We start from the raw sequence: 22,194 nt of genomic DNA, 5'->3' as shown, positions 1-22,194 counted from the left end.
TGGCCTCCTGCCCGGTGACCAACAATAAAAAATGCACCAGCCGAGAGGTAAGCATGAAAACAACAGCTCACGAGTACGATGCAGCCGAGGCATTGGCCAGTGACCGCGCTCACGTCTGGCATCACCTGTCCCAGCACAAACCGCTGGAGCAGAACGATCCGCTGATGATCGTCGAAGGCAAGGGCATGCGCGTCTGGGACATCAAGGGCAACGAATACCTGGATGCGGTCTCTGGCGGTGTGTGGACCGTCAACGTGGGTTATGGCCGCCAGAGCATTGCCGATGCGGTGCGAGATCAACTGGTGAAAATGAATTATTTTGCCAACTCCGCAGGCAACATTCCTGGCGCCCTGTTCGCCAAAAAGCTGATTGAGAAGATGCCTGGCCTGAGCCGGGTGTACTACTCCAACTCCGGCTCCGAGGCCAATGAGAAGGCCTACAAGATCGTGCGACAGATTGCGCACAAGAAGTACGGCGGTAAAAAGCACAAGATTCTGTTCCGCGAGCGTGACTACCACGGCACCACCATCACTGCGCTGAGTTCCACCGGCCAGTTCGAGCGCAAGAATCAGTACGGCCCCTTCACCCCGGGTTTTGTCGAATTTCCCCACTGCTGTGAGTACCGCTCGCAGTTCGGCGACACGGCCGACTATGGCGTGCGTGCCGCCAGGCAGATGGAGCGGGTCATCCTCGCGGAAGGGCCGGATACCGTGGGTGCGGTGGTGCTCGAACCGATCACCGCCGGCGGCGGCGTTATCACGCCGCCGGAAGGTTACTGGGAGACCATCCAGGAGATTTGCAAAAAGTACGACATCCTCCTGCACATTGACGAAGTGGTCTGCGGCCTGGGCCGTACCGGCAAGTGGTTTGGTTATCAGCATTACGGCATCAAGCCCGACATCGTCACCATGGCCAAGGGGGTGGCCAGTGGTTACGCAGCGATCTCCTGCACAGTGACCACCGAGGAAGTGTTCGAAGCGTTCAAGGGTGAAGCCGATGACCGGATGGGCTATTTCCGTGACATCAGCACCTTCGGCGGCTGCACGGCGGGCCCGGCGGCTGCGCTGGAAAATATGCGCATCATCGAGGACGAGGGCTTGCTGGAGAATGTCACCCATATGGGTGAGTACTTCATGGGGCGCCTGCGTGAGCTGCAGGACAAGTACCCGGTCATTGGTGATGTGCGTGGCAAGGGCCTGTTCTGTGGCCTGGAACTGGTCAAGGACCGCAAGACCAAGGAGCCGGTGGCCGAGAGCGTGCCGATTGCCATCGTCGCCGACTGCATGCGCCAAGGCGTGATGATCGGGCGGACCAACCGAAGCTTCGAGCAGTTCAACAATACCCTGTGCTTCAGCCCGGCGCTGATCGCCACGCAAAAGGAGCTGGATGTGATCATCACCGCCCTGGACAACGCTTTAGGCCGGCTCGCACTTTAACGAGTGCTGCCGCTGCCGCGGCTGAAATGCGATCCCCGTAGGAGCTGCCGCAGGCCCAAGCCGTCGGCAGCTCTTACGCAGCCATGCCAGCACTTGTCGTCCGTTCAATCGAGGCCGCCATGTTCCAGCTTTTCCATTTGTCCGCCGAAAAATCCACCAACCTGCAGCAGCAACTGCGTGAGCAGATCGCCCAGGTGATTCTCAACGGCAATATACCGCTCGACAGCGCGTTACCCTCCAGTCGCAAGCTGGCCAAACAGCTGAACGTCGCGCGCAACACAGTGGTCCTGGCTTACGAACACCTGCTCGACGATGGCTACCTGTTGGCCCGCGAGCGCAGCGGCTACTACGTCAATCCGGATATTCTGGCGCGCAAGGTCGAGGCGCCGCATGGGGACCAGGATGCGCTCGCTTGCACCAGCCTGGACTGGTCGAAACGGCTGGTGATTCAACCCTCGCAGCAACGCAACATGAGCAAGCCCAGGGATTGGCAGAATTACAAATACCCGTTTATCTACGGGCAGTTCGACCCGGCCCTGTTCCCCACCGCCAACTGGCGTGAATGCTGCCGCGACGCAGTCAGCATCCCGGCGATCCGTGACTGGGCATCGGACCGTTTTGATAACGATGATCCGCTGCTGATGGAGCAGATCAGGACGCGCCTGTTGCCGCGCCGGGGCGTCTGGGCTTCGCCTGAGCAGATCCTGGTCACAGTGGGGGCGCAACACGCGCTGTACATCCTGGCGCGGTTGTTATTACGCCCCGACAGTCTGATGGGCATCGAAGAACCGGGTTACATGGACATCCGCAACATCGCCATGCTCAACCCCTCGCGAGTCCAGCCGCTGGCGGTGGATAACCACGGCCTGATGCTGAGCGATGAGCTCAATGACTGCGATCTGATCTACACCACGCCGAGCCATCAGTGCCCCAGCACCGTGACCATGCCCCTTGAGCGCCGATACGAATTGCTGGAGCGCGCCAATCAGCATGATTTTCTAATCATTGAGGACGACTACGAGAGCGAGACCAACTTCAAGGGTACCCCCATTCCGGCACTCAAGAGCCTGGACAAGCATGATCGGGTGCTCTACGTCGGCAGCCTGTCAAAGACCCTGGCACCCGGCCTGCGGGTGGGTTACCTGGTGGGTCCCGAGGCCCTGATCCGCGAGGCGCGGGCGTTGCGTCGGCTCATGGTGCGACATCCGGCGGCGAACAATCAGCGCTCAGTGGCGTTGTTCCTGGAGCGCGGTTACCACGATGCGTTGATCATGAGCCTGATGCGGGCGTACGAAGAACGTCATCAGCAAATGGGCGCCGCCTTGCGTGAGTACCTGCCGGAATCCTCCCAGGAGCCGAGTTTTGGCGGCTCCTGCTACTGGGTCAAAGGGCCCGACAGCCTGGATGCGCGACGCCTTCAGGGGAGGCCGCCGAGCACGGCATCCTGATCGAGCCCGGCGATATTCACTTCTTTGGTGAGCAACCGCCGCTCAACTACTTCCGCCTGGGGTACTCGTCGATTCCAGCGGAACGCATTCGCCCGGGAATCAAGTTGCTGGCCGAGCTCATTCACCAGATCAGCTAAGCAGCCCTTTCCCAACCCATTCCCCGCGCCAGTCACGACGTGGGTTTTCGTCGTGCGCGGCGCCTGGCATGTGGGTGCCAGGGCATTTGCGCCAGCTGGCGAATCTGGCCCCAGCTGGCTCAACAGTTGGTCCCCAACTGGTCCTATCTGGCACTTGCCCCGGCTCCTACTCTAGCCCCAAGGCAGTCGTCCTCACTTCAAGGCGAACGTGAGGCGGCTCGCTCGCCCCGCCCCAAAACTCCAACACAACAACAATGGAGAGATCTATATGCCACGCATGACCCCCAGCGAAGCAATGGTTGAAACACTGGTTGCCAATGGCGTCACCGATGTCTTTGGCATCATGGGTTCGGCCTTCATGGATGCGATGGATATCTTCGCTCCAGCCGGCATCCGTTTTATCCCCGTGGTGCACGAGCAGGGCGCCGGTCACATGGCCGATGGTTTCTCGCGGGTCAGTGGTCGTCACGGCGTGTGCATCGCGCAGAACGGCCCCGGCATCACCAACTTCGTGACCTCCATCGCCGCTGCTTACTGGGCCCACAGCCCGGTGGTGGTGATCACGCCCGAAACCGGCTCGATGAGCCAGGGCCTCGGTGGCTTCCAGGAAGCCCAGCAGTTGCCGTTCTTTGAAACCATCACCAAGTACCAGGCCCATGTACCCAATCCTGCGCGCATGGCTGAACTGACAGGCCGCTGCTTTGACCGGGCGATGCAGGAAAACGGTCCGACCCAACTGAACATCCCGCGTGACTTCTTCTACGGCGACATCAACGTCGAGATCCCCACGCCTATTCGTATCGAGCGCAGCGCCGGTGGCGAGCAGAGCCTGGCCGAAGCGGCCGAGCTGCTGGCAGGAGCGAAGTTCCCGGTGATCATCTCCGGAGGCGGCGTGGTCATGGGCGACGCTGTCGAAGCGTGCCAGGCGCTCGCCGAATACCTCGGCGCCCCGGTGGTCAACAGCTACCTGCACAACGACTCCTTCCCGGCCAGTCACCAGCTGTGGTGCGGCCCGCTTGGCTACCAGGGCTCCAAGGCGGCAATGAAGCTGTTGGCGCGCGCTGACGTGGTCCTGGCGCTGGGCACTCGCCTGGGGCCATTCGGCACCTTGCCGCAGCACGGTCTTGATTACTGGCCGAAGCAGGCCAAGGTCATCCAGATCGACTGCGATTCCAAGATGCTCGGCCTGGTGAAAAAATCACCGTGGGCATCTGCGGCGACGCCAAGGCCGCAGCGGTCAACCTGCTCGGTCGCCTGGAAAGCCTCGACGTGCAGTGTCTGGAAAACAAAGGGGCGCGAGCCGAGGAAATCGCCAAGGAAAAATTCGACTGGGAAAACGAGTTGAATGCCTGGATCCACGAGAAGGACGAGTACTCGCTGGACATGATCAAGGAGCAGAGTGGCGAGGAGGGCAACTACCTGCACCCGCGCCAGGTCCTGCGTGAGCTGGAGAAGGCCATGCCGGCGGACGCCATGGTCTCCACGGACATTGGCAATATCAACTCGGTCTCCAACAGCTACCTGCGCTTCGAAAAGCCACGTTCATTCTTCGCCGCCATGAGCTTCGGCAACTGTGGCTACGCGTTGCCGACCATCATCGGCGCCAAGGTCGCCGCACCGCACCGTACCGCCATCTCCTATGCCGGTGACGGCGCCTGGGGCATGTCGATGATGGAAATCATGACCTGTGTGCGCGAGAACATTCCGGTCACCTCCATCGTGTTCCACAACCGTCAATGGGGCGCGGAGAAGAAGAACCAGGTGGACTTCTACAACCGTCGATTCGTGGCAGGCGAGCTGGAAAACCAGAGCTTCGCCGGCATCGCCCGCTCGATGGGCGCCGAAGGCGTGGTTGTCGACCGTCTGGAAGACGTCGGCCCGGCACTCAGGGCGGCGTGCGAAGCACAAAAGGCCGGCAAGACCACGGTGATCGAGATCATGTGCACCCGCGAGCTGGGCGATCCGTTCCGCCGCGATGCGCTGTCCAAACCTGTGCGTTTCCTCGAGAAATACAAAGACTACGTCTGAGTGATCCAGGTGACCGGTTGGCGCCGGACACCTGCAGCCAGTGGTCTGTGTGGCGGTGCGATCCGTCGCACAGACCATCGCGAATACTTCAACGACGCCTTCGGGCGTTGTTGCAGCTTCACCCCTGAACACACAGGATTCCAAGCATGTTGAGCACTATTGCACCTGAATGCCCGGCGTTCCTGCTTGATCGGGCCAAGGCGCTGCCGCGCGTGGTTACGGCGGTGGTCAACCCGGTCAACCTGCTGAGCCTGAGCAGTGCCAGGCGGGCTTGCGATGAAGGCCTGATAGAACCGGTATTGGTCGGGGATCAGGCGCAGATCCGGGCCCTGGCCGAAGAACTCGACTGGGACCTGCATGATGTGCGCCTGATGCACGTCAGTGAGGAAGCCCAGTGTGCCGAAGTCGCCTGCATCCTGGCGGGTGCCGGTAACGCGCAGGCGATCATGAAAGGGCATCTGCACACCGATACCCTGCTGCGCGCGGTACTCAAGCGCGAAGCCGGACTGCGGGGCGCCAGCCGCCTCAGTCACGTATTCCATATGACGCTACCGGGCAGCGACAAGGCGTTGTCGATCACCGACGCGGTGATCAACGTGCAACCGACCGTCATCGACAAGATCCATATCGCCCGCAACGCCATCGAGCTGATGCATGCGCTCGGCTATGAGAGGCCGCGCATGGCGGTGCTGTCCGGTACCGAGGAAGTGACACGCAGCATGCCGTCCAGCCAGGACGCCGCCGAGCTGGCCAAACTGGCGGCAATTGGTGCCCTGGGTAACGCCTGCGTCGAGGGGCCGCTGGCGTTCGACAACGCGGTGTCGCTGGAAGCGGCACGGATCAAGGGCATTGGCGGCGAGGTCGCGGGCCATGCCGACATCCTGCTGGTACCGAACCTGGAAGCCGGCAATTTTCTGTTCAAGCAGATGGTGTACTTCATGAGTGCCACGGCCGCAGGCCTGGTGCTGGGCGCGCGGGTGCCGATCATTCTGACCTCTCGTGCCGACCCGCTGGAGGCACGCCTGGCGTCCTGCGCCCTGGCGTCCATTTTCATCGATTACCGCCGGCAGTTGGGTGACCGCTTGCTGGCTGCTGGCTAGGTAACCCCCAAGATCCAAGGAGCACCACGATGGCTGTGCAACGTTATGGCTTTATCTTCAAGGCGCCGGGCATGCAGTTCCTCACCCACAACGGCTGCCTGGAATCCGATGACTTCGCCGCGACCCTGTGTGGCGTGGCGAACGTCGAGGAAGCGCTGCTGGTGGCGCAGGAATTGTTGACCCGGCATGTGCAATTGATCGAACTGTGCGGCGCCTTCTCCGAGGCCGAAGTCGAGCAGATTCGCAATGCCGTTGACGATCGAATTCCGGTTGCCGCCGTGCACCACAGTGCGCACATGCAACAGCGCCTGCAGCAGTTGTCGCCTGGCCCCTAACACCACCTTGACGTGGTCCTAATGGGCGGCCGGTGTTTTCTCTAGCATCGAAACCCAGTGATTCGTAACCACAGGGTGTAGGTGAACACATGACAATAAAACAGCACCACACAATCCCCCGTGCACCGCCAGTTGCCGGACACGGCTCAGCCGTCGGAATCCTGGTTGGTGCGCCGTCAGCAGAAATGCAGACTGCTGCTGCCGGGTATCATCGCCTCATTGGTCGTCGCCGCCAGTGCGTCATTCCTTTCCGAGCACTACGGTGCACCCGTGATGTTAATGGCCTTGTTGCTGGGCATGGCCCTGGGCTTTCTGTCCCAGGAGGGGCGTGCGGTGGCGGGCATACGCTTCACGTCCAGCACCATCCTGCGCGGTGGCGTGGCGCTGCTGGGCATGCGCATCACCGTCGAGCAGATTCTCTCGCTCGGCGGGACGCTGATGGCGGTGGTGATTGGTGCGGTTTTCCTGACCATCAGTTTCGGTATCATCCTGTCCAGGCTACTCGGTCAATCCCGGATTTCGGCATCCTCAGCGGCGGCAGCGTGGGCATCTGCGGCGCCTCGGCGGCGCTGGCCATTTCTGCGGTACTGCCGCAAGACAAGGACAGCGAACGCAACATCATCTTCACGGTGATCAGCGTGACTGCGCTGAGCACCATCGCGATGATTGCCTACCCGCCGATCGCCCAATGGCTCGGCCTGGACGCCCATCAGGCCGGGATATTCCTCGGCGCAACGATTCATGATGTGGCCCAGGTGGTCGGTGCCGGCTACAGCATGTCAGAGGAAACCGGCGACACCGCGACCGTGGTCAAGCTGTTGCGCGTGGCCATGCTGGTGCCGATCGTCTTCAGCCTTTCGCTATTGCTGCGCAAGCGCGGTGATGGTGGTCCGCGTCCGGCACTGCCATTGCCCTTGTTCATCATCTTCTTTGTGCTGTTTGTCGCCATCAACAGCAGCGGCATCGCTTCGACGCAGGTGCAGGAGTTGGCCGGCGATGTGTCGCGCTGGTGCCTGGTGACCGCTATCGCCGCCCTGGGGATGAAAACTTCCTTGAAGGCGCTGCTGGAAGTGGGCTGGCGTCCGGCGACCCTGCTGGTCAGTGAAACCCTGTTCCTGGCGGCGATCATATTGTTTGCGGTCAAGTGGCTGGGATGAGCCTGCACGTTCACCTGATATTTCTGTGTTGTGTGGCCCTGGCCACCGTCGCCCAGAGCCTTACCGGTTTTGCCTTCGGCCTGATCCTCATGGGCCTGGTCGCTTCCCTGCACATGGTGCCGCTATCAGAGGTGGCGGTGGTGATCAGTATCCTCACCCTGGGCAATGCCATGGGCGCCCTGGGCGGGCCGAAACCGCAGCTTGATCGCGCGGTGCTGATGCCTGTGCTGATCAGCAGTCTGCTGGGCGTCAGCCTGGGGGTGTGGGGGCTGCAGGCGTTGAGTGGTAGCCAGCTGACCTGGCTTCGCCTGCTGCTCGGCATACTGATAGTGGCTGCCAGCCTCATGCTGGTGGTGCAAAACAGACCGAAACAACGCCTGTCCGCGCAGCCTTCATTCTGGCTGGCCGGTGGCCTGTGCGGACTGCTCAATGGCCTGTTCTCCAGTGGCGGGCCGCCGATTGTTTATCACCTGTATCGCCAGCCTCTCGGCTACGAAATCATCCGCAATACCTTGATCACCGTGTTTGCCGCCAACGCAGCGGCGCGCCTTGGCCTGGTCGTGGCGCAAGGGCAGATGCAGCTGTCGACGTTGTTGTTGAGTGCCGAAGCATTGCCGTTGGTGTTGCTGGTCAGTTGGCTGGTTCGCCGCCATCCACCAAAGTTGTCACCGCGTACCGTGCGGTGGCTGGTGTTTGTCCTGATGGCGCTGGCGGGCGCGAGCCTGATCGGGGATTCATTGCCGGGGCTTTTAGCCGCAGCCCCGGCATGAATTTATTGTAGGAGCGAGCTTGCTCGCGATAATCGTCAACGATACCGCCTGTATCCTGAATAAACGCAGGTCTGTGAGTCTTTCGCGAGCAAGCTCGCTCCTACACAAAGCCGTAGTGATCGCGCTACGGCGTGAATGCAGCTTTACTGGTGCAGGATAAAAGTCGTCAGGGTTTTCAGCTCTTGCGCGCTTAACTGGGTGAAGGGCGGCATTGGCATCTCCCCATTTTCCGCTGCTGCCGTGCTCAATGCTGGCGGCAATCCTGGTCAGTGCCTGCGGATCACTCCCGTACCGGGCAGCGACATCGTGATAAGCCGGGCCTACCACTTTGTGATCAATCGCGTGACAGGACAGGCAGCCGTGGTTTTTGAAGCAACGCCATGGCGTCACCTTTTGCGGCGGGCGCCGGCGGAGGATTCGAGCCAGCCTGTACCTCGGCATCGCTTGCCTGGGCACTGCCGTACGTCACCGCCAGGTAGGCGCAGATGGTGTTGACATCCTGATCACTGATCGGCGCGCCGTACACCTGTTGCATTTTGCTCGCCTCGGCAGTCCACTGCGCGAGGGTCATGCCCGGTGGCTGGAAGTTGATGTAATCGGCAGAATGACAGGTGGAGCATTTCTGCTGGGCCAATGGGTAACCAGGTAGCCCGCTGGACTTGAACACGGCCGTTTCAGGCGGCAACGTAATTGACAGTGGCGCGGCGCCGGCCATGGCCGCCCAGCAAACCTGCGCAGCGCACAGCATGGTAGTCAAACGTTTCATGTGAGCTCCTCAGGCGATTGTCACGTGGCTGGTTTCTACGACGTGTCGGCGGTAGCCTCCGGGGTTCCAGTCGGCTTGCAGCGGTTGCGACTCCCCGGCACGGTTGCTGGCGCGCACCATTAACCGGGCCGTGCCCTGATGGGTAAAGCTGACCGGCAACGTCCATTCGCGGAAAGAGAAACGCCCCAGGTCCTGACCAAGCCGCGCTTCGCGCCAGCGCTGGCCGCCGTCAATCGAGACTTCCACTTTGTTGATCCCGGCGCCACCATCGAATGCGATGCCCTTGAGCGTCACCTCCTGGTTCCGCGGCAAGACATCTCCGTGCTTGATGCTGGTGATGAAACTGCGCACCGGCAACCTGGAAATCGGCTGAGTCTTCGCCGGCGTGGTGCCGGGTGCGACGCAAAAACAATCGTTATCCGGAACCCGGTAGCCTTTAGCCATGAAAAAGCCGTCATCCATGTGGTCAATCACGTTGATCTCACTCAGGTGCTTGACCCAATACGTGCCGAAGTAGCCAGGCACCACCAGGCGTATCGGATAGCCGTTGAGGAATGGCAAATCAGTGCCATTCATCGACCAGGCGATCATCGGCTCGCCGTCCATGGCATGTCCGATGTCCAGCGCCTTGATGAACTCTGGCGTGCTCGCCAGTACCGGTTTATCGAGCCCACGGAAGGTCACTTGCCTGGCGCCGGCTTTCACACCGGCCTTGTCCAGCACCGCCCTGAGCGGCACTCCCACCCAGCGGGCATTGCCCATCGAACCATTGCCCAGTTGGGCTCCGAACACCCGAGGCGTGAAAAAGCCGCGGCTGTTTCCCGAGCACTGATTGACGGCCACCATCTCTACCGGGTCGGCAAGGGTTTTGAGTTCTGCAAGGGATAGTGACAGCGGCGTATTGACCGCGCCCTTGATGGTCAACCGATAGCTGTCCGGGTCAATGCTGAGCGGAAAATTAGCCAGGTGATAACGTACAAAAAAGCGTCATTGGGGGTGATCGGTCCTTGGTCGAAAACCGAAAAAGGCGTCTCCAGATGCGGTGGGCGGGTGGTGACCAAGGTCAGTGGACGCTTTTGCGGGTATTGCACCAGCGGCCGTGGGCCAGCTGCAAAGGTCACTTCATCTGCATTTGTGTCGGTCGTCCTGGTGTCGCTGGCCGCCCTGGCCAGGCTGGCGAGCGGGGAGGCCGCGAGCGCCAGGGTGAACGCATCGCGCAGGATGCGTCGGCGACCTGGATTGCAAGTATCCACAAAACTGAACTTCATTTTGCACTCTCTATGATTGTATTGATGAGATGCAATTGACCGCTTCCGGTCAGGGCAGCGAGCCCTCAGGGGACTACCTTCGGGTGCTGGTGACCGGATGCATAGATCCAGTTCATGTCTGTGTGTTGGGCCTCAGTGTTAGAGGCCCGGCAATCGGTCCCCAGGACCCGCGATTGCTTTATCGCCTACTCACGAGGGTCGATCGGGACCAGCATCCGATCCGCCGTTATTTCTGCCAGCATGAGGCTGTTCGAAATGCCTGGCAGAGCGTGGCGAGATCGCAGAGAGCACGTTGGGTGGCTTTGATGTCAGCAATCGGCGTAGAGGGAGCTCAGTGACTTAAGACTGGTCACGCACCCTGTGACCGTCCGCGCGGCACGGGGTATTTACCAGGTAGATTTCCCGCTTGCCCGACACGATTACCGATTGAAACAGGCGATCTGCCTTACGTACCAGGCGTGCTCAGCTGAGCGCCTTTCGCAAGCTCAATGGCCGCCATAATAGCGGCACGGGCTTGGGGGCTATTTTTCCAGCAAGTCGACCCCGTGGCCGCCGACGCATGAGCCAGGATGTCAGTAACACTCGCCTCGCTGAGCACTGCCAGTGAGTCAATGCCCATCTGCTCAAGTCGAGCGATAACGGCCGGCCCTACGCCCTTGAGGGCCAACAACTCATTGTATTCCGTCAGTGGAAATGGCATCCGTAAACTCCTGTTATCGGCCAATGGGGACGGCGGAGTTTGCCCGACGGGAGAGGGCATCTCAATAGATGGACTTCTTCACTACAGGCGTAGGCGAAATCTCCCGGCAAAAAGCCCGTAGGCTCCAACCCCGTTGTAGGAGCGAGCGTGCTCGCGAAGAACTTATAGGCGCCGCGTTTACTCAGGCTTCACGCGTTATCGTTGGCGTATCTCGCGAGCAAGCTCGCTCCTGCAGTGGGTCGATGTTCCCATTATTGAACAGCATTGCGCCAGATGAGCAGGCTTATTCGTTTCAGCTAGAATCCCACATAATGGGTTTATAATTCACATATTGAACTAAGTTCTCGGCTGGTTTAAGGTCAGTCACAACCCAGTGACCCGACGCCGTCCGGCCACCGAGAATAAAGACAATAAGAGGAATTCCCCCATGACTGGTCCTTCGCTGGACAGCCGTCTGCACGCCAGCACCATGAAGAAGCTCAACCTGAAGCTGATTCCGTTCCTGATGTTGCTGTACATGGTGGCCTACATCGACAAGTCGAACATTTCGGTGGCGGCGTTGACGATGAATGCCGACCTCGGCCTGAGCCTGCGCATGTATGGCATCGGCGTGGGGTTGTTCTTCCTGACCTATATCCTGTTCGAAGTGCCGAGCAGCCTGATCCTGACCAAGGTCGGTGCGCGGCGCTGGATTGCGCGGATCATGATCACCTGGGGCATCATTGCCGCGGGCATGAGCCTGATCCAGAGCGCCAACCAGCTGTACGTGATGCGTCTGCTGCTGGGGGCCGCCGAAGCGGGTTTCACGCCCGGGATCATCTACTACCTCTCCCAGTGGTTCCCGCGCAGCGACCGGGCCAGGGCCATGTCGTGGTTCTACATCGGCGCGGCGCTGGCATCGGTGATTGGTCTGCCGATGTCGGGTGCGTTGCTGAATCTGGATGGCCTGTTCGGCGTTAATGGCTGGCGCTGGTTGTTCCTGCTCGAAGGCATTCCGGCGATTGTGCTGGGCTACGTGGTGTTGCGTTACATGCCCGAAACGCCGGCCTCCACCCACTGGCTCGACAGCACGCAGAAGGACTGGCTCAGCCGCACCATGCAGGCCGAGCAGGCAACGACGGTGATCTCGCACAAGGACGCCTGGCATGTGGCTTTTCGCAGTCGCCAGGTGTGGTTGCTCAGCCTGTTCTGGTTGTTGCAGGCGTTCGGCACCATTGGCGTCACGCTGTTTCTGCCACTGATTGTGCAGTCGGTATCGAAGCAGGGCTCGTTCGTGGTCAGCCTGCTGTCGGCGATGCCGTTCTTCCTGGCGTGCGTGTTCATGTACTTGAACGGCCGTCACTCCGATCGCACCGGCGAGCGGGGCTGGCATTTGGGTGGGCCATTGTTGGCGGCCGGAGTGCTGCTGGCCCTGGCGGTGTTTACCGGCAACCAGTGGCTGGCGTACGTGCTGCTGGTGGTGGCGGTGGGGCTGAACTGGGCGGCGACGCCGGTGTTCTGGGCGACCACCACCGAATACCTGTCCGGGCCGGCGGCTGCCGTATCGATTGCCTTGATCAACTCCATCGCCAACATTGCCGGCCTGGGCTTGCCGCCGGTGATGGGCTGGATCAAGGACGCCACCCATAGCTATGACTATGCCTTGTTGCTGGTGGCCGCCGCGCTGCTAGCGGGGGCTGTTAGGGCTCTATTTGGGCGGCGGCAAACGCAGCCGCAAGGTCACTACCGTTTCTGTTCCGGGAGGCATCGATGAAATCAACCGTGTTTAAAGTTGCGCGTCTGCCAGACATGCTCAGCGAGCGGCTGTATGCCGACTATGACGTGCTTGAGGGCAGTGAGAGCGGCGAGGAACTGGAGACGCAAACGGTGCGCGGTATCCGCGCGCTGATCGCCAATGGCGAGTCGCGGGTGAGCGCCGGTTTGATCGAGCGCCTGCCGGATCTGCAAGTGATCGTGGTGTTTGGCGTCGGTTATGACGGCATCGACGTCGAAGCGGCCCGGGCCCGTGGCGTTGCGGTCACGCATACGCCGGATGTGCTGACCGACGACGTCGCCGATTTTGCCATGACCTTGCTGCTCGGCACGGCGCGGCGCATTGCCCGGGCGGACCGTTTTGTGCGCGAAGGGCGCTGGCAACAGGGGCCTTTTCCGTTCACTCGCAAGGTCAGTGGCAAGCGTCTCGGAATAGTTGGGCTGGGACGCATCGGCAAGGCGATTGCGCAGCGCGCGACGGCGTTCGACATGCAGATCAGCTACCACGGCCGGCGTCAGCTCGCGGTGCATTACCCCTATTACGCTTCGGTCATCGAACTGGCGGCGGCGGTGGATTTCCTGCTGGTTGCAGTGGGCGGTGGGGACTCGACTTATCACCTGGTCGATGCCGGCGTGCTCGATGCGTTGGGCAGCCAGGGCATCCTGATCAACGTGGGGCGCGGCAGTGTGGTCGATGAGGCTGCGCTGGCACAGGCGTTGGCTGAGGGGCGGCTGCTGGGGGCCGGGCTGGACGTGTTCGAGGATGAACCGCGTCCGCATGCGCGGTTGCTGGATCTGGACAACGTGCTGCTGGCGCCGCACATGGCCAGTGCCACCTGGGATACGCGGCGGGCGATGTCGGACCTGAGCTTGGCCAACCTCGCTGCGCACTTTGCCGGCGAGCCGTTGCCGACACCGGTGCCGGATTGACCCGGGTCAGTCTTCTGGCAGGTTATTGAAGATTTTTTCCAGCGTGGCATTCAGTTTGGTGATCTGGGCTTCAGTGAGGCCCTTGAAACTGGTGCGGAAGATGTCGCTGGTGCCCAGCTGGATTTCTTCGATGGTATGGCGCCCGACATCGGTCAGCGAGACCTGGGTGACCCGCCCATCGCTGGCGCTGGTGTTGGTTTCCACCAGGCCATCGGCTTTCATGCGATAGACGATCTTGGTGATGGTGGACAGCTTGGCGATGGCATGGATGGAGATTTCCGAAATGCTCGACTCGCCATTTTCCTTGAGGATGAACAGAATCCGCCAGCGCGGGATGTCCATGTCGATCTTCTTCAGTGCCTTTTCCATCGCCATGGAGTAGCGCCCGTGCAGACGCGCGAGCCAATAGAAGGGGAACTCTTCCTTCTTGAAGTCTTCGCTGGCGGGGTTGTATCGGCTCAGGCGCTTTTTCGGGGTGGTCATAAAGGTGGCGTAGTCTTTCTGATGAGCTGGGTTTGATAGCGGGCGCCATTGTCGCGCCGCCCGCCGCAAAAACCAGCGGACACGCCACGGTTTGCCTCAGGCCAGGCCTTCGTGCTTGAGGCTTTCACGAAAGTGTCGGCAGCCCTTGATCAGTAACAACAGGGTCAGGGCGACCGCAAAGGCGTTAAGCAGGGAGATCGACGAACCGACCAGCGCCGGATTTTCGAACAGCCGGTCGGTGAGCAGTGCGACCGCCGTGGTGCCGACACCCAGGCCGATCAGGTTGGAAATCAGCAGGACCAGCGCGCTGATCTGTGCGCGCATCTGGTTGGGCGGCAGGATCTGCATGGCAGCAGTGGACGCCGGCATCGGAAACGAGGCAAAGAACATGGCCGGCGCCAGTAGCGCAATGGACATCCACAGTTCGTTGACCTGGGTAAACGCGACTGCGGGCACGGCCATGCCGATCGCACCAATCACTCCCGCGCGAATCGGCGCGTCGCTATAGCCCTTTTTCGCCAGCCAGTCGATCAGCCAACCGCCGCAGAACACGCCACTGGTGTTGGCCAGTAACACCACAATTCCAAGCATGTAGCCGGTGTCGCTGGGGGCGAGGCCGAATTTGCGCATGTAGAAAGCCGGGGTCCAGCTGAGCATGCAGAACAGCGTCATCGCGTAGAACGAGAATCCCAGGTAGTGGCAGGCGAAAGTCTTGCGGTGGACCCCCAGGAACGTGAATGCCTGTTTCATGCTGGGCGCATGGACCTTGCCCGCGGCGTCCAGTTTCAGGCCCTTGCGCGCCGGGTCGCGCACCGTGAGCGCAATCAGCAGTGCCACCAATACCCCCGGTAGCCCCACCAGGAAGAAGGTCACCTGCCAGGGACGCATTTCTCCCAGCAGCGGGACCACGACGCTGTCGAGGTTCTTCAGCAAATCGATGACGTAGCCGCCAATCAGAAAGGCCACGCCGCCGCCAATAAACGAGCCAATGGAGTAGATCGCCACGGCGCGGCCGAGCTTCTCCCGGGGGAACATGTCGCTGAGCATCGAGTAGGTGGCCGGTGACAGCGCTGCTTCGCCGATGCCCACGCCGATGCGCGCCAAGAACATCTGCAGGAAGTTTTTGCTCAGCCCGCACAGGGCCGTGGCCAGGCTCCAGAACGCCACGCCGATGGCGATGATTTTTGGTCGGGAGAACTTGTCTGCCAGCAGCGCGATGGGCATGCCCATGAAGGCATAGAACAGCGAAAAAGCCAGGCCGTGCAACAGGCTGAACTGGGTGTCGGAGAGCTGCAGATCGTGTTTGATCGGCTCGATCATCAACGCCAGGATTTGCCGATCGATGAACGAAAAAATGTACGCCAACATGCAAATGGCAACGATGTACCATTCATAGGCATAGCTTTTACGGGTGACCTCGATGGGTGTTTTACTGGTCATGCTGTTGGCCCCTTCAGGGTTGGCAATCGGTCAGTCGGCGGCAGCGTTTGTTCGCAGTTGGGTGCATCGGTGACGCCAGCGTTACCCGAGCGCATTGCCCTGGTGCGTTTATTGGTTTTGTTGTGCGGTCCAGGTTGCCAATCCCTTGGCTTAAGGGTGTTGCAGGACCTTTTTAAGCCCTTGTTCAGCGGGCCTCTATGCGCCAGGCGCAGAGGCTGTTCCGGGCGCGCAGAAAGCGTTTGCGTGGCGTGAAAATTGCTTTCCATTTCCACTAAATTTCGAGGCGTCTGCAACCGGTCGCCCATTGTTTTCGGAGGCACTTGCGCATGTTTGATCAACGCTTTTCACTCCAGGATCATTGCCTGCTGAGTTCCGGTGGGTTCGGCGAGGTCAGGGACCGCGTCAGTCATTACCTGTGGCCACACCAGATGAAAATGCAGCAGGGCGGCGCCTTGCAATCACAGCTGTACGGCGTGTTCTTCGGCAGTTCGGCGCTGTTCGATCTGCACTACGGCGCACCGGTGGAAATCGACGCCGGCGATATCAGCGACTACTACCTGATTCGCGTCACGCTTGAAGGTGGCGGGATGGTCAGTATGGGCAAGCAGCAGGCTGTCTTGCGCAAGGGTGGGCTGACCATTTCCTCGCCTTCGCAACGCAGCTTCATCCGCATCGACAAGGACTGCCGCAACCTCATCTTGCGGGTCGATCGGCAGGCCCTCGAACGCCAGTTGCAGGTGTTGCTCAATCGGCGTTTGCGTCAGCCGCTGGTGTTCGATATCCAGGTCGACCCGACACATCAGGGCATGGCGACGGTTCGCAGCACCCTGGACTACATCTGCCAGTTGTATGGCGACGCCAGCCAGTCGCTGCAGCCCTCGGCCATGGGTGCAAGCCTGTCGGACTATCTGCTGTCGGTGCTGCTGACCCAGTTGCCGCACAATTACTCGGTGGATCTGCTGCAAGATCAACGCCAGCCCATGCCACACCACGTCAAGAAGGCCCGCGACTACATCGAGCAGCACCTTGCCGAACCCATTGCCCTGGCAAGCCTGGCGCAGTTCTGCGAAGTGTCGATCCGCACCCTGCAAAATGGCTTCACGCGCTTTCTCCAGCAAACCCCCAGTGACTACGTGCGCACCCGGCGCCTGGCGCTGGTGCACCTGGCCTTGCAACAAGCCGGGCCGGCGGACAGCGTGACGGATATCCTGCTGCGTCACGGCGTCGCCAGCTTCGGTCATTTTGCGATGCAGTATCGCAAGCAATACGGCTGTCTGCCGTCCGAGACCCTGCGCCGGCAGGCCTGATACGTGCCACCGGGCCCTTTACCCCTGGACAAAACGCTGCGCCAGGTCCAGTTGCGAGTTGGCCAGTTGATGCAGCTCTTCACCAATCTGAGTGCTGCGTCGGGACTGATCGCGGCTGGTTTGCGCCAGGCTGACGATTTGCCCGATCTGCCCGTTGATCTCCTGGGCCACTTGCCCCTGCTGCTCGATGGCTGAGGCCATCTGCAAACTCATGCCGGAAATCTGCCCCACTTCCTCGCAGATGCGCTGCAAAGCCGTTTGCACCTGTGCCACATCCGCGCGCGATTCCCGAGCGGCCGACTCGCCCCGCTGTGCAGTGGCCAGCGCCAGGGCGCTGCCGTCGCGCAGCTGCTCGATGGAGCGCTGGATCTGTTCGGTGGACTCGCGGGTGCGGGTGGCGAGGCTGCGCACCTCATCGGCGACCACCGCAAATCCTCGGCCGCTCTCACCAGCGCGAGCGGCTTCGATGGCCGCGTTAAGGGCCAGCAAGTTGGTCTGCTCGGCGATGCTGCGAATCACATGGGCGACGCCGCTGATCGATTCGATGGACTCCGCCAGGCGACTGACGGCCTGGCCGATCTCTTCGACTGAATGGCTCAGGCCCGTCATCGACCCCTGGCTTTGTCCGGACAGGCGCACGCCATCGTGAGCCAGAGTGTCCACGGCTTGAGTGGCCTCGGCGGTGTGCTGCAAGTTGCGCGACAATTCCTGGATCGTCGCGCTCATTTGATGCACCGCAGCGGCGGACTGTTCGGCTTCCTCCAGTTGCCGTTGCAGGTGGCCAGACTGGGTCTGTACCAGCATCGAAGACTCCTGCGCACGCTGGCGCACGGTCTCGCCGTTGATGCGGATCCGCGCCATCACCGTGCGCATCCGGGTGTTCTGGCTGTTGAGGGCCATGTCGAAACGGTTGGTCAGGGAGGCCGAACCGTTCTGCAGCGAGGCCAGCAAGGTGTCGCTGTAGACCTGATCATGTCGGGCCAGGATGCAACGGATGTCGGCTCGCAGTCCGGCTCGCCACTGCCACGCCGCGCCGATCACGCCACCGAGCACCAGCAGGCCCGGTGCCCAACCGATCTGCCCGCCGACCATGGCGCCGGCGACGGCCAGTCCGAGCAGCCAGGTCACGCCTTGGCGGCTGGCGTGATCCTGGATGCACCGGGCCAGTGACAGGGGGCCGTGGCCCTCATTCAAGCGTTGATAGAGTTTCGCAGCACGCAGGCTTTGGGCCTCGTCCATCGGGTGGTACGCCGTGCCCAGTGCCGTCAACTGACCTTCTTCCAGCAGCGGCACCACGTAAAGATTGCACCAGAAAGTCGTGCCATGTTTGTCACGGCCCATGAGGGGGCCGTCCAGGGCACACCGCTGCGCAGGGTTTGCCACATGCGCTCGATGACCCGCCTGGGCATGAGCGGGTGATTGATCAGCTCGTGGGGCTGGTTCAGCACGTCTTCCCTGGCGTATTTGCTGAGCGCCAGATAGGCGTCGTTGCAGGCCAGCAGATGACCGCGAGTGTCCAGCCGTGAGATCGGGATTTCCTGCTGCGCCGCAACGCTTGCCGGCACACTTTGGTCCTTTGGATTAGCCACTGACCGCTCCTGCGATTACCAGCACTGGCCGCGTTCGGCGCGCATTTTGCGCACCATGGCGTCGAAGAATTTCACCGCGAAGCCGCTGTCGCGAATGAGCATGGCCGTGAGATCGGCGCACTTGTGGCTGATCTCTTCGGGCAGCGGATTGTCTTCGCCGCCCAAGGCGCCGGCCTGGCACTGGATCTCGGCGGCGCGCTGCACCGTCCACAACAGGAAGAACGCCTTGGCGATGCTGCTTTCGCCGACGGCAATGCCATGGTTGCGCAGCACCAGGATGTGCTTGTCGCCGAGGCTGTCGATCATCCGGGCTTTTTCGTCGTCGAACAGGGTGATGCCTTCGAAGGTGTGGTAGCCGATGCGGCCGTAGAGCTGGGCACCGTAGAAGTCGTTATGGGCAAAGCCGGCCTTCTTCATGACGATGGCCGAAATCGGCGTGGTGTGCGTGTGGATCAGGCACTGAATGTCCGCGCGTGCACCGTGCACCGCGCTGTGCAGGGCGAAACCGGCCGGGTTACCGTCGTATGGCGAGTCTTCGAGTTTCTTGCCGTGCAGGTCGACCTTGAGCAGGTTGGCCGGGGTCACTTCGGTGTAATTGAGGCCGAACGGGTTGACCAGGTAATGGTGCGCCGGCCCGGGCAGGCGTGCAGAGATATGGTTGAAAATGGTCTCGGTCCAGCCAAAGAAATCCACCAGGTGGTAGCAATGCGCAAGTTGCACGCGCAGGGCCCATTCTTCGTCGCTGTACTGCCGGGGTTGTGCCAATGCAGTCTGGTCCATGTCGGATTCCTTTTCTGGGTAGGTCAATGACGAGCCTGTTCGCCGCGAAAGCGGGCGAGGGCAATAAGGTGGCGGGTGACGGGCATCGGGATCGCCATGCAATCGGCCAGTTCCAGTACCGCATCACCGATGGCGGCCAGCTCCAGGGGGCGGCCTTTGTCATAGTCCTGCAGCATCGAGGTGCGCACTGCGCCCATGCCGGCACCGAGTTCGAGGAACGTCTGCGGGTCGATGCTCACGCGTGCGCCGTGGGCGGCGGCTGTCAGCAGGGTTTCGTGCAGGCAGCTGCTGACCACTTCGCGCAGCTCCGGCAGGCTGTAAAGCTGCTCGAGGGTGGCGCCAGTGATGACTGAGAGCGGGTTGGAGGTGATGTTGGCGATGATCTTGGTCCACAGGTTGTCGCGGATGCGATCCGTTGCCCGGGCTTCGATGCCGACACTTTCGATCAGTGCGCGCACCTGCTCCAGGCGTGGGCTGAGACGGTTGTCGGGCTCGCCGAAAATCATCAGGTGCGGGGTCCGGGATTCAGCCACGGCGATGGCCGGGCAGCGCGCGGTGATGAACACCACGCAGCCGATCACGTGGCGCAGGTCCAGGGCCTGGCTGAGAATCGACTGTGGGTCGACCGCATCGACGCGGCGCCCGTCGTAGCGTCCGCCTTCGCCGTGGAAGTACCACCAGGGCACGCCGTTGACTACCGGGATCACCACCGTGTCGGCACCGACCATCGGTTGCAGCTGCGGCAGCAGGCCGGCCAGGCCCTGGGCCTTGGTGCATAGAAAAATCAGGTCTTGTTCGCCAAGGCTGGCGGCGTTGTCACTGGCCTCGACCCGCACATGGTGCTGGCCGTCCAGGTCGGTCAGGCGAATACCGTTTCGCTGGATCGCAGCCAGTGTGTCACCACGGGCCAGGACATTGACTTGATGGCCGCCAGCAGCCAGCCGTGCGGCCAGGGTGCAGCCGATGGCACCGGCACCGGCAATGCCGATGCGCAGGAGGGAAGCGTTCATCGTAACTCCACATTATTCAACAAGGCGCCTACACAGGCGATAATCATCCCTTCGGGCCCGCCGCGATCCCCTGTGGGAGCTGGCTTGCCGGCGATGCGCCCGCCAGATCGACGCAGGGCTAAAGGGCCCCATCGCCGGCAAGCCGGCTCCCACAGGGGGAAGTGCCGTAGCAAAATTTCAGGTCGCAAGCATTTCCTGATGCTTGCTCGCCAGCCCCAGATACGCATCGATCACCCGTGGATCATCCGCGAGTTGTCGGGCCGGGCCCTGCATTGCAATCTGCCCTGTCTCCAGGACATAGGCATAGTCAGCCACCCGCAACGCTGCCCGGGCGTTCTGCTCTACCAGCAGGATCGACACCCCGTGCTCGCGCAGGGAGGTGATGATGCGGAAGATCTCCCGGGTGATCAGTGGCGCCAGGCCCAGGCTCGGCTCATCGAGCATCAACAGCTTGGGCTTGGCCATCAGCGCGCGACCCACGGCGAGCATCTGCCGCTCACCGCCAGACAAGGTCGCGGCCAATTGTTCGCGGCGTTCCCACAGGCGCGGGAACAGCTCATACACTTCGGCCAGGGTCTCGCTATAGCGCCGGTCACCCCGGCGATGCCGCTGGAAGGCGCCCAGCAGCAAGTTGTCGGCCACGCTCATGCTGGTGAACAGCTCGCGTTTTTCCGGCACCAGGCCCAGGCCCCGGGAGACCATCACTTCCACTTCCGGCAAGGTTTCCAGGCTGCCGTCGAAATGCACCTGGCCCCGGGAGCCGAGCACGCCCATGATCGCCGACAGCAGGGTGGTCTTGCCGGCGCCGTTGGGGCCGATCACTGTCACGATCTGGCCCTTGCCCACCGTCAGGCTGGCGTTGCTCAGTGCCTCGACTTTGCCGTAGGCCACGCTCAGGTCCCTGATTTCTAGCACGGCGTCGTCGACCCGGTTAAGCGGTGCGAGCTGCGGTTCCACTTGCATGTTCATCATTCAACTCCTCCCAGATAGGCTTCCAGCACCGCCGGATCCTTCTGTACGTCTTCGGGCAGGCCTTGGGCGATCCGCTGGCCGAATTCCATGACCACTACGCGATCCACCAGGCCCATCACGAAGTCCATGTCGTGCTCGACCAGCAGAATCGCCATGCCTTCGCTGCGCAGGCGACTGAGCAGGATGCCCAGGGCTTCTTTTTCCTTGTGGCGCAGGCCGGCGGCGGGCTCATCGAGCAGCAGCAGGCACGGGTCGGCGCACAGGGCGCGGGCGATTTCGAGGATACGTTGCTGGCCGAGGGACAGGCTTCCGGCCTCGGCATTCAGGTAGTCACCCAGGCCGACGCGCTCCAGCTGGCGCCGGGCCTCGCCAAGCAGTTCGGCCTCCTCGCGACGATCCAGATGCAGGGCCGCCGACAGCACCCCTTGGGTGCCACGCAGATGCGCGCCAATCGCGACGTTTTCCAGCACACTCATGTTGCCCAGCAGTTTCACGTGCTGGAAGGTGCGGCTCATGCCCAGGCGGGCGACTTGCCGCGAGCTCAGGCCGTTGATCTTCCGGCCCATGAACAACACGTCGCCGCTGGTGGGTGTATCGACCCCGGAGAGCTGGTTGAACATCGTGCTCTTGCCGGCACCGTTGGGGCCGATCAGGGCGAGGATTTCCCCGGAGCGGATCTCCAGGCTCATGTCATTGTTGGCCACCAGCCCGCCGAAGCGCTTGGTCACATGCCGGGCCTCGAGGATCAGTTCGCCATGCCCGGGCAGTTGGCGGCGAGGCAGGGGC

Annotated in this window: 19 protein-coding genes and 3 pseudogenes; 11 read left to right on the top strand and 11 right to left on the bottom strand. The window is 61.6% G+C overall.

Annotated features, from left to right (window positions below; genetic code table 11):
• Positions 1-53 precede the first annotated feature (53 nt).
• The 8 genes and pseudogenes from JFT80_RS01920 (at position 54) to JFT80_RS01885 (ending at position 8,411) form a co-directional block, all read left to right on the top strand.
• Positions 54-1,436 (top strand): aspartate aminotransferase family protein, encoded by a 1,383-nt coding sequence (locus JFT80_RS01920; protein ID WP_201146742.1) that lies wholly within the window; start codon positions 54-56, stop codon positions 1,434-1,436.
• 119 nt (positions 1,437-1,555) lie between these two features.
• A complete protein-coding gene (locus tag JFT80_RS01915; RefSeq protein WP_201146741.1) occupies positions 1,556-2,884 on the top strand; it encodes a PLP-dependent aminotransferase family protein in 1,329 nt (442 codons plus the stop codon).
• A gap of 405 nt (positions 2,885-3,289) precedes the next feature.
• Positions 3,290-4,366, top strand: coding sequence for a thiamine pyrophosphate-binding protein (locus JFT80_RS01910; protein ID WP_201146740.1), 1,077 nt, complete (start codon positions 3,290-3,292; stop codon positions 4,364-4,366).
• Positions 4,363-5,049 (top strand): thiamine pyrophosphate-dependent enzyme, encoded by a 687-nt coding sequence (locus JFT80_RS01905; protein ID WP_207187679.1) that lies wholly within the window; start codon positions 4,363-4,365, stop codon positions 5,047-5,049. Before JFT80_RS01910 ends, JFT80_RS01905 begins: the two co-directional genes overlap by 4 nt.
• A gap of 146 nt (positions 5,050-5,195) precedes the next feature.
• On the top strand, positions 5,196-6,149 hold the full coding sequence (locus JFT80_RS01900; protein ID WP_122838367.1) for a bifunctional enoyl-CoA hydratase/phosphate acetyltransferase: 954 nt from the start codon (positions 5,196-5,198) through the stop codon (positions 6,147-6,149).
• Between the two features lie 29 nt (positions 6,150-6,178).
• Complete coding sequence (locus JFT80_RS01895; RefSeq protein ID WP_122838368.1) at positions 6,179-6,484, top strand: DUF6506 family protein; 306 nt, start codon at positions 6,179-6,181, stop codon at positions 6,482-6,484.
• Positions 6,485-6,604: 120 nt separating this feature from the next.
• A pseudogene (locus JFT80_RS01890) lies at positions 6,605-7,641 on the top strand (YeiH family protein).
• On the top strand, positions 7,638-8,411 hold the full coding sequence (locus tag JFT80_RS01885) for a TSUP family transporter (protein WP_122838370.1): 774 nt from the start codon (positions 7,638-7,640) through the stop codon (positions 8,409-8,411). Before JFT80_RS01890 ends, JFT80_RS01885 begins: the two are co-directional and overlap by 4 nt.
• 143 nt (positions 8,412-8,554) lie before the next feature.
• Here the strand turns inward: JFT80_RS01885 and JFT80_RS01880 are convergent.
• The 3 genes and pseudogenes from JFT80_RS01880 to JFT80_RS01870 form a co-directional block, all read right to left on the bottom strand.
• Positions 8,555-9,177: pseudogene (locus JFT80_RS01880) on the bottom strand (c-type cytochrome).
• A 9-nt stretch (positions 9,178-9,186) separates the two neighbouring features.
• Positions 9,187-10,445 (bottom strand): annotated as a pseudogene (locus JFT80_RS01875) (molybdopterin-dependent oxidoreductase).
• Between the two features lie 445 nt (positions 10,446-10,890).
• The gene (locus tag JFT80_RS01870) at positions 10,891-11,145 is read right to left on the bottom strand and encodes a helix-hairpin-helix domain-containing protein (RefSeq protein WP_201146738.1); all 255 of its coding nucleotides are present in this window, start codon (positions 11,143-11,145) and stop codon (positions 10,891-10,893) included.
• A 427-nt stretch (positions 11,146-11,572) separates the two neighbouring features.
• On the opposite strand from JFT80_RS01870, the gene JFT80_RS01865 reads away from it, so the two are divergent.
• Together JFT80_RS01865 and JFT80_RS01860 are read left to right on the top strand one after the other, a co-directional pair.
• Positions 11,573-12,898 (top strand): MFS transporter, encoded by a 1,326-nt coding sequence (locus JFT80_RS01865; RefSeq protein WP_201146737.1) that lies wholly within the window; start codon positions 11,573-11,575, stop codon positions 12,896-12,898.
• Positions 12,895-13,827, top strand: a complete 933-nt coding sequence (locus JFT80_RS01860) for a 2-hydroxyacid dehydrogenase (protein ID WP_201146736.1) — start codon at positions 12,895-12,897, stop codon at positions 13,825-13,827. The genes JFT80_RS01865 and JFT80_RS01860 overlap by 4 nt, the downstream gene beginning before the upstream one ends.
• Positions 13,828-13,833: 6 nt before the next feature.
• On the opposite strand, the gene JFT80_RS01855 is transcribed toward JFT80_RS01860, so the two are convergent.
• Together JFT80_RS01855 and JFT80_RS01850 are read right to left on the bottom strand one after the other, a co-directional pair.
• Positions 13,834-14,310 (bottom strand): MarR family winged helix-turn-helix transcriptional regulator, encoded by a 477-nt coding sequence (locus tag JFT80_RS01855; protein WP_122838376.1) that lies wholly within the window; start codon positions 14,308-14,310, stop codon positions 13,834-13,836.
• 96 nt (positions 14,311-14,406) lie between these two features.
• On the bottom strand, positions 14,407-15,750 hold the full coding sequence (locus tag JFT80_RS01850; protein WP_201146735.1) for an MFS transporter: 1,344 nt from the start codon (positions 15,748-15,750) through the stop codon (positions 14,407-14,409).
• 326 nt (positions 15,751-16,076) lie between these two features.
• On the opposite strand from JFT80_RS01850, the gene JFT80_RS01845 reads away from it, so the two are divergent.
• Positions 16,077-17,057 (top strand): AraC family transcriptional regulator, encoded by a 981-nt coding sequence (locus JFT80_RS01845; RefSeq protein WP_201146734.1) that lies wholly within the window; start codon positions 16,077-16,079, stop codon positions 17,055-17,057.
• An 18-nt stretch (positions 17,058-17,075) separates the two neighbouring features.
• On the opposite strand, the gene JFT80_RS25285 is transcribed toward JFT80_RS01845, so the two are convergent.
• The 6 genes from JFT80_RS25285 to JFT80_RS01820 form a co-directional block, all read right to left on the bottom strand.
• Entirely contained in the window at positions 17,076-17,666 is a 591-nt protein-coding gene (locus tag JFT80_RS25285; protein ID WP_374091311.1) for a methyl-accepting chemotaxis protein, read from the bottom strand.
• Positions 17,667-18,322: 656 nt separating this feature from the next.
• Positions 18,323-18,646 (bottom strand): PAS domain-containing protein, encoded by a 324-nt coding sequence (locus tag JFT80_RS23700; protein ID WP_242482743.1) that lies wholly within the window; start codon positions 18,644-18,646, stop codon positions 18,323-18,325.
• Positions 18,647-18,661: 15 nt separating this feature from the next.
• Positions 18,662-19,426 carry a class II aldolase/adducin family protein gene (locus JFT80_RS01835; protein ID WP_122838379.1) on the bottom strand — a complete coding sequence of 255 codons (765 nt, stop codon included), beginning with the start codon at positions 19,424-19,426 and terminating at the stop codon, positions 18,662-18,664.
• 23 nt (positions 19,427-19,449) lie between these two features.
• Positions 19,450-20,436: a ketopantoate reductase family protein gene (locus tag JFT80_RS01830; protein WP_201146733.1), complete on the bottom strand. Its 987-nt coding sequence runs from the start codon at positions 20,434-20,436 to the stop codon at positions 19,450-19,452.
• 177 nt (positions 20,437-20,613) lie between these two features.
• The gene (locus JFT80_RS01825; protein ID WP_201146732.1) at positions 20,614-21,408 is read right to left on the bottom strand and encodes an ABC transporter ATP-binding protein; all 795 of its coding nucleotides are present in this window, start codon (positions 21,406-21,408) and stop codon (positions 20,614-20,616) included.
• Positions 21,405-22,194 (bottom strand): ABC transporter ATP-binding protein (locus JFT80_RS01820; RefSeq protein ID WP_242482742.1); only part of this gene is annotated, 790 nt, incomplete at its 5' end. The genes JFT80_RS01820 and JFT80_RS01825, both read right to left, overlap by 4 nt.

The organism is Pseudomonas sp. TH10 (genome assembly GCF_016651255.1).
GTDB lineage: Bacteria > Pseudomonadota > Gammaproteobacteria > Pseudomonadales > Pseudomonadaceae > Aquipseudomonas.
The sequence above is the reverse complement of the archived record's forward strand: the minus strand, read 5'-3'. Positions and strand labels throughout refer to the sequence as shown.